The organism is Nostoc paludosum FACHB-159, assembly GCF_014698835.1.
Classification (GTDB): Bacteria; Cyanobacteriota; Cyanobacteriia; order Cyanobacteriales; family Nostocaceae; genus Nostoc; species Nostoc paludosum.
The window spans coordinates 1-8,554 of the sequence record NZ_JACJTU010000112.1; the positions used below are offsets into that span (position 1 = coordinate 1).

Sequence of the window (8,554 nt, forward strand, 5' to 3'; positions counted from 1 at the left end):
CATGAGGATACGATTCAATTCTTGCCAAAGGACTTGTCATATTCTTTCCACATAATTTCTACTCCAGCTTTTTATTATCTCATGCTATTTATATTAAGGATAAGTCTATTGGTAGAGGTAAGGTTGCTGCTAATCTTTCTAACTTCACTTGTTTCTGAGTTTGTAGTAACCACACCAACATCTTCAGGGTAATTAACTGTGCTTTATTCAGGTATTTTTCTAAGAAGTTTTGGTAGAATGATGCCAGCATTATTATGACGGTCTTGGTTAAATTACGAGACCGTTATTTTTTACCATTAAACTGTACACTACAGGTAGCTGCTTAATAACTGTACAGTTCATTCTCAATAAGTACCCAAATTTTTCAAGGGGTCTGTGCCTCTCAAACCTTTATCTGGCTTGCTTTAGGGGCAATTGTCGCCCCTTGAACTGTACTAAAGCGAATCTGTCCGATGACCAGGGTTTAATTGAACTACTGAGCAATAACCTGGATTACTTCCGAGCCAAACTCGTGAATATCCCAAAGGTTACTATCCTGCTTGACCACGGTTATCATCGAGACAAACTCGCTCTCGAACTGCAAAAGCTCTATCCTCAAATCATGAACAAGCTCCGGTTTCAACTTGCACCCAAGCCTACCATTGCCGAAAAAGTAGCACAAGGGAAAACTGGATTTGTTCCAGTGGCGACTCGGTGGGTAATTGAACGGTCAAATGCTTACTTATGCGAACAGGAAAAGTTAGTTTTGGTGGAGTAGTAAAAGAGGTTTGTCTTGCTTACGTCCCTGAAGTAAAAGTTGATGATTATGTCATTGTACATATAGGCTTTGCTCTTAGTATTGCTGATCCTAAAGAAGCTCAAGAAACACTGAATTATTTACAACCGATGCCAACCTGAACTCATTCTCTAAGGGTCTGCTGAAAGGTATCATTTTTTAAAGTACGGTTGGACATGAAATCAACGGTGTATAAATAAACATTTTTATAACAAAGCGCTCAACCAGTTCCTAATCCCTTTTACTTCTTCACAAGTTTCTCAACTTCTTGTCCTAATGTCTAAGTAGATTCAGCTGAATTATGACTAGCGCTCAGAGACTCTCACAGGTGCAAGAAGATGAACAAGAGAAGCTTTGCAACTATAGATGGCAATGAGGCTGTTGCTCAAATTGTCTATCGAGTGAATGAGGTCATTGCAATTTACCCAATTACTCCTTCTTCACCAATGGCTGAGTGGGCCGATGGTTGGGCCAGTGAAGAAAAACGTAATATTTGGGGTACTGTTCCCTCGGTAGTACAGATGCAAAGTGAAGCAGGTGTGGCTGGTGCTGTACATGGTGCTTTGCAAACTGGTTCACTGACAACCACATTTACAGCATCACAGGGATTATTGTTGATGATCCCCAATATGTACAAGATTGCTGGAGAATTAACACCTACAGTATTTCATATTGCCGCGCGATCGCTAGCCGCGCAAGCTCTTTCTATTTTCGGCGACCACAGCGATGTCATGGCAGCGCGTGGCACTGGTTTTGCGATGTTGTGTGCTGCATCAGTGCAAGAAGCACAAGACTTTGCTTTGATAGCAACACGAGCAACCTTAGAATCACGGATACCCTTTCTACATTTTTTTGATGGCTTTCGTACCTCCCACGAAATTAACAAAGTAGAAACTTTAACAGAAGATGACCTGCGAGAATTTATTCCTGATGAATTAGTATTCGCTCATCGTTCACGCGCCCTTACCCCCGACAAACCAGTTTTGCGCGGTACAACACAAAACCCTGATGTCTACTTCCAAGCCAGGGAAACTGTCAATCCTTACTATCTAGCCTGTGCAAACATCACTCAGAAAGTCATGGATGAATTTGCCGCCATGACTGGACGACAGTACCAACTATTTGAATATCACGGCGACCCAGCAGCCGAACGAGTTATTGTGCTGATGGGTTCCGGTTGCGAAGCTGTACATGAAACAGCAGATTACCTAAACGCCCGTGGTGAGAAAGTCGGCGTTTTGAAAGTACGACTATATCGTCCATTTGATGCTATGCGATTTGTCGCCGCCTTGCCAGAAACTATCCGTACCATCGCAGTTTTAGACCGCACCAAAGAACCAGGCGCATCTGGTGAGCCTCTCTATTTAGATGTGGTAAATGCAATTCATGAAACATGGGGAAAAGAAGCAAGGGAAAAGCGAGCAGGGAGCAGAGGGGAGGCTCTTTTCCCTTGCCCTCTGCCCAAAATTATTGGTGGTCGCTACGGTTTATCTTCCAAAGAATTTACGCCAGCGATGATTAAAGCCATCTTTGATAATCTGGCTATGGCTGAACCAAAAAATCATTTTACTATCGGTATTAACGATGATGTCACCCACACAAGCTTGAATTATGACCCCGATTTTAGCATTGAACCAGACAATATAATAAGAGCTATTTTTTATGGTTTAGGTGCTGATGGTACAGTCGGTGCTAATAAAAACTCAATCAAAATTATTGGAGAAGAAACAAACAATTACGCTCAAGGCTATTTTGTTTACGATTCCAAGAAATCAGGTTCGGTCACAGTTTCTCATCTACGCTTTGGTTCACAACCGATTCTCTCGACCTATTTAATCAGTAAAGCTAACTTTGTTGCTTGTCATCAATGGGAATTTATTGAAAAATTTCCTATATTGGAAGACATCATACCAGATGGTACATTTTTGGTAAATTCTCGTTATGAAAAGGATGAAGTTTGGGATCATCTGCCGCCATCAATACAAGAGCAAATTATTAAAAAGCATCTGAAATTTTATGTAATTAATGCTTATAAAGTCGCTCGTCAAGCAGGCATGGTAGGAAGAATCAACACGGTAATGCAGGTTTGTTTCTTCGTCTTATCGAATGTACTACCACGAGAAAAAGCAATCGCCTACATCAAAAACTCCATCCGCAAGACTTACAGCAAGAAGGGTGACGAAATTGTACAGATGAATATCAAAGCGGTGGATACTACATTGGAGAATTTGTATGAGGTAGAGAATAGGGAATTGGGAATAGGAAATGGGAAAGAAAAACAATCCTCAATTTCTGATGCTGCACCTGCTTTTGTCCGTGATGTTTTAAGTAAAATGATTGCCCGTCAAGGAGATGAACTACCAGTGAGTGCTTTACCCGTAGACGGTACTTATCCCACAGGTACAGCAAAATGGGAAAAGCGCAACATTGCCCAAGAAATACCCGTTTGGGATACAGATGTCTGCATTCAATGTGGTAAGTGCGTGATGGTGTGTCCTCACAGTGTCATCCGCAGTAAAGTTTACGAACCGCAGCAGTTAGAAAACGCACCATCAACGTTTAAGAGTGCCAATGCCAAAGACCACGATTGGCAAGGTTTGAAATATACTATCCAAGTGGCAGCAGAAGATTGTACTGGTTGTGGTATTTGCGTAGATGTTTGTCCGGCCAAGAATAAATCAGAACTACGCCGTAAAGCGATTAACATGGAACCGCAATTACCATTACGCGAACAAGAACGGGAAAATTGGGATTTCTTTTTGAATATTCCCAATCCAGATAGAAATCATCTGAAACTGACTCATATTAACCAACAGCAGATGCAAGAACCATTATTTGAATTTTCTGGGGCTTGCGCGGGTTGTGGCGAGACACCTTATATTAAGTTAGCAACACAACTGTTTGGCGATCGCATGATAGTGGCCAACGCTACTGGTTGTTCTTCTATCTATGGCGGTAATTTGCCCACCACACCTTGGACGCACAATACCGAAGGACGCGGCCCAGCTTGGTCAAATTCGTTATTTGAAGATAACGCTGAATTTGGCCTTGGTTTTCGTATCTCAATTGATAAACAAGCAGAATTTGCCTCTGAATTACTCAAACAACGGGCAACAGATGTGGGTGAAGAACTGGCAAATAGTATTCTAAATGCCGAACAAAAAGACGAGGCTGATATTTGGGAACAACGCGAACGAATTGCTATCCTGAAGCAACATTTAGAAGCAATTATCACTAGTCAATCACCACTGACAAACAAAGCCAAGCAACTCCTGAGTATTGCTGATTACTTAGTGAAAAAGAGTGTCTGGATTATCGGTGGTGATGGCTGGGGTTATGATATTGGATTCGGTGGACTAGATCACGTCTTAGTCAGTGGAAGCAACGTTAATATTCTCATTCTTGATACTGAGGTTTATTCCAACACGGGTGGACAAATGTCTAAAGCCACACCCAAAGCAGCTGTAGCTAAATTTGCGGCTGGAGGTAAAGTTGCACCTAAAAAAGACTTGGGTTTAATGGCGATGACTTATGGCAATGTCTATATTGCCAGCGTCGCAATGGGCGCACGAGATGAACACACTCTTAAAGCTTTCCTAGAAGCTGAGGCTTATCAGGGGCCATCGTTAATTATTGCCTACAGCCATTGCATCGCCCACGGTATCAACATGAGTACAGCAATGCAAAATCAAAAAGCTGCTGTCGATTCAGGTCAATGGTTACTGTATCGGTTTAATCCAGACCGCATTAAGCAAGGAGAAAACCCACTACAACTGGATTCGCGCACACCAAAGTTACCATTAGAGCAATATATGTATCTAGAAAACCGCTTCAAAATGTTGACTAAGAGTAACGAACAAGCGGCACAGCAGTTACTTAAAGAAGCTCAAGCAGATGTGAAAACTCGTTGGCAAATGTATCAATATTTGGCAGCACGGCAACTATAGAATGCTTACTTAGTACTCAGAACTTAGCAATTTTTTTGGAGGTTGTTATGGATTTGACTACAACTTATTTGGGGATGAAATTGCGATCGCCTCTTGTTCCCTCTGCATCACCTCTCTCTGAGGATATTGACAACATCAAGCGCATGGAAGACGCAGGTGCAGCAGCAGTGGTGATGCATTCACTATTTGAAGAACAGTTGCACCTAGAACGTGATGAACTCCATCATCACCTTACCCAAGGTAGTGAAAGTTTTTCTGAAGCCTTGACTTACTTCCCTGATTCAATCAACTTTCGGGTGGGGCCAGAAACTTATTTAGAACATATCCACAAAGCCAAGCAGAAGGTGAGCATTCCGATTATTGCCAGTCTCAACGGCTCATCTGTTGGTGGATGGACAAACTATGCCAAACAAATTCAGCAAGCGGGAGCAGACGCACTAGAATTGAATATCTATTACGTTCCTACCGATATCGAATTAACAAGTAATGAAATTGAACAGACATATATTAATATTCTTCGTGCAGTTAAAGCAGCAGTAAGTATCCCTGTAGCAGTCAAACTCAGCCCATATTTCACCAATATGGCAAATATGGCAAAACGTTTGGATGAGACGGGTGCTGATGCTTTAGTACTATTTAACCGTTTTTACCAGCCGGATATTAACCTCAATCTCCTGGAAGTTGAACCCAATGTGCTGTTAAGTACACCGCAATCAATGCGATTACCTCTGCGATGGATTGCAATTCTCTATGGTCGCATTCATGCTGATTTGGCTGCAACTAGCGGTATTCATCGGGGCGATGATGCTTTAAAAATGCTCATGGCTGGTGCCAAGATTGCGATGCTTTGCTCGGTACTGCTACGACATGGGATCAACCAGATTCGAGTTATCGAGCAGGAAATGCGCGAATGGATGCAAAAACACGAATACGAATCAGTACAACAAATGCAAGGAAGTATGAGTCAAAAACATTGCCCGAATCCTAGCGCCTTTGAACGTGCCCAGTATATGCGCTCTCTTAGCACCTATAAACCTGAATGGAAAGCCGATCATGACACATCGTATTACTTTGGTTAAAAGTTTTAATTTACTACTATGAAATTCGTTGATGAATATCGTGATGCCACGATCGCTCAACATTATGCACAAGCGATCGCTCAAATTCAGTAGACCGAAAACTTTTGCGATCGCTAGAAAATAGTAGCCTGTGATCCCCTGTTCCGCACCCTAACTGTCACACATCAAAAAAAAGCCGCCAAAGTAGTACAAAATAACTAAAGCTAATTCAAGAGTTAAGAGGCTTAATGAGAAGATATAGCATTAAACTGGGTATGGTATCAGAAATAAAAGTTATGTAACAAAGATAAAAGAAAGAAAAACTTTGCCCAGTAAAAATTAATTGATAACCGAAAAGGAAATGAGAGAATCACAACAGAAGTAGTAGAGAAATCTGTTGTAATTTAACTCAAGAAATGGAAATTCAAAACATAGATCATTTAGGGATAGTAGCAGGGATAATAGACGCAATAGGAATAGTAGAAATAATCAATGAATTAATCGGTCAGGAAAAAGGAGAAAAAGTCAGTCCTGGTCATGTTGTTAAAGCAATGATATTGAACGGGTTAGGATTTGTATCCAAACCTTTATATATGTTTCCCAAATATTTTGAAACAATAGCCTGTGAGCATTTAATAGGAGCCAGAGTAAAACCAGAATATCTTAACGACGATAAACTGGGGAGAGTCATGGATAAACTATTTATAAAAGGGCTAAATACAATATTTTTAATTATTGCATTAAAAGCTGCTAAAAAATTTGGTGTATCTCTGTCATCATCACATCTAGATTCGTCATCAATGCACGTACATGGACAGTACAACACCAGATTACCAGAAGTAATATTTGAGAATAAACAAGTAGGAAATACCCAAGAATCAGAAGAATTAGTAGTAAAATCACCAAAAGAGATCAGCATCACTTATGGCTATTCTCGTGACCATAGACCAGACTTAAAACAATTTATCATAGAACTAATATGTTCGGGAGATGGGGATATACCAATATTTTTAAAATTAGCATCCGGGAATCAAGCTGACTCATCATGCTTTGGTCAAATAGCAGTAGAGTATCAAAAACAATTAGAAGTTAACAGTCTCATAGTTGCAGACTCGGCTTTATACACAGAATCAAATCTGAAATTAATGTTGGATTTACGCTGGTTATGTCGAGTACCATTAAGTATAAAATCAGCACAATCATTAATATCAACATTACCAGAATCAGAATTTATTGATAGTCAAATACAAGGATATAAATTTGCTTCAAAGACAGGAAATTATGCAGGAATAGAACAAAGATGGTTAGTAGTACAAAGCCAAGAGAGAAGAGAATCAGACCTGCGTAAGCTTTCACAGAGAATTATCAAGGCAGAATCAAAAGCGGTTCTTGAATTGAAAAAATTATCACAGGATAAATTTGCTTGTGAGGCTGATGCTGTTCAAGCATTATCAAAACTATCAAAACAATTTAAATATCACCAAATTCAAGAGAGTAAAGTTACTGAAATCACATCTAATAGAAAAGATAATCCAACGAGAACATCTTACCAAATATCAGCTACAGTCTCCAAAAATGAAAGTAAAATCAACACAGAAATTCTGAGTGCAGGACGTTTTATCATTGCCACTAATGTTTTAAAAATAAGTGAACTGAGTGACGACTCAATGCTGAGTGAATACAAAGCTCAACACTCATGTGAACGAGGGTTTGCTTTTCTCAAAGACCCATTATTTTTCGCCGACAGTATTTTCCTTAAAAGTCCAGAAAGAATTGAGTCTTTAGGAATGATTATGGGTTTATGTCTGCTGGTTTATACATTGGCTCAAAGGCAAATAAGAGCTGCCCTTCAAGAGTCTAAATCAACAATTAAAAATCAATTGGGTAAACCGACTGACCGCCCCACCTTACGCTGGATTTTTCAATGCTTTGAGTCTATTCATTTAGTTAAATTTAACAATGAAAAACACATCTCTAATTGGAATCCAGAAAGAGATTTTATCTTAAATCTTTTACCGGATGATTGTTTGATTTACTATCAATTAGCCACGTAATTCTTCTCTCTATTAATTTTATTTCTACAATATCATGAGCTAATCTCTTTGATTTATAGCTCTTTTTTCTTCTACCAATAATTTAGGTTTTTCGCGGGATTTATGAGTTTAATTTATCATTTTCTTTTTCAACTTCTTTTTGTGTTTATCTCTCACTCCTTCCTGTTCCATTAGTTCTTATTGGTACTTATTGAGAATAGGTTTTGATGCCATTTTTGCTGATTTACTGTTACTCAAATGTCTTTTTCCAATCAATATGTCTGTTTTTATTCTCACTTTGATGTTTCTTCTCCGTAATTTCACACTGTGATAGTTAGGGGTGCGGAATGTGGGTTCTATAACGCCATCGAGTGACATAAATTCAGTGACGACTACTTTTCGCATGGTTTTTTCCTTTTGCCATTAGCTGTCTACCGTAATTATGGTGCAAGCAAGAGAACGCAGTCTTGGAAAAAAACGCAAACTATGGAACCGTGCTTGTGGGAATGATTTGCGCGGGAGTTTTGCCAATAAAGTGCTTGAGCGAATTAGTCAGATGTGCCTGATCGAAATAGCCTAGCTTAAAGGAAGTATCTAAAATGGATGCACCTTGCTCAAGCAACCAGACAGCACGGTGGGCGCGTTCGATCTGCTGAATTGTCTTTTGGGTTAATCCGGTTGCCCGCAAGAAGCGGTACTGTAAAGAGCGTACCGATATGTCGGGCGTGTATCCTTGTATTG

Annotated in this window: 7 protein-coding genes; 5 read left to right on the forward strand and 2 right to left on the reverse strand. The window is 39.9% G+C overall.

Translation table 11 applies throughout. The features are described from left to right. Positions 1-88 precede the first annotated feature (88 nt). Positions 89-250 (reverse strand): hypothetical protein, encoded by a 162-nt coding sequence (locus H6H03_RS38390; RefSeq protein ID WP_190960225.1) that lies wholly within the window; start codon positions 248-250, stop codon positions 89-91. Positions 251-424: 174 nt separating this feature from the next. Between H6H03_RS38390 and H6H03_RS38395 the strand changes: the two genes are divergently transcribed. From H6H03_RS38395 to H6H03_RS38415, 5 genes are all read left to right on the forward strand, one after another. Then, a complete protein-coding gene (locus tag H6H03_RS38395) occupies positions 425-757 on the forward strand; it encodes a transposase (RefSeq protein ID WP_199339236.1) in 333 nt (110 codons plus the stop codon). Next, positions 724-897, forward strand: coding sequence for a HypC/HybG/HupF family hydrogenase formation chaperone (locus H6H03_RS42190; RefSeq protein ID WP_190960226.1), 174 nt, complete (start codon positions 724-726; stop codon positions 895-897). Before H6H03_RS38395 ends, H6H03_RS42190 begins: the two co-directional genes overlap by 34 nt. Before the next feature lie 216 nt (positions 898-1,113). After that, complete coding sequence (gene nifJ / locus H6H03_RS38405; protein ID WP_190960227.1) at positions 1,114-4,722, forward strand: pyruvate:ferredoxin (flavodoxin) oxidoreductase; 3,609 nt, start codon at positions 1,114-1,116, stop codon at positions 4,720-4,722. A gap of 47 nt (positions 4,723-4,769) precedes the next feature. Further along, on the forward strand, positions 4,770-5,801 hold the full coding sequence (locus tag H6H03_RS38410) for a dihydroorotate dehydrogenase-like protein (RefSeq protein ID WP_190960228.1): 1,032 nt from the start codon (positions 4,770-4,772) through the stop codon (positions 5,799-5,801). A gap of 395 nt (positions 5,802-6,196) precedes the next feature. Next, positions 6,197-7,834: an IS1634 family transposase gene (locus H6H03_RS38415; RefSeq protein WP_190960229.1), complete on the forward strand. Its 1,638-nt coding sequence runs from the start codon at positions 6,197-6,199 to the stop codon at positions 7,832-7,834. Between the two features lie 463 nt (positions 7,835-8,297). Here the strand turns inward: H6H03_RS38415 and H6H03_RS38420 are convergent. Next, positions 8,298-8,554 (reverse strand): helix-turn-helix domain-containing protein (locus H6H03_RS38420; protein ID WP_190960230.1); only part of this gene is annotated, 257 nt, incomplete at its 5' end.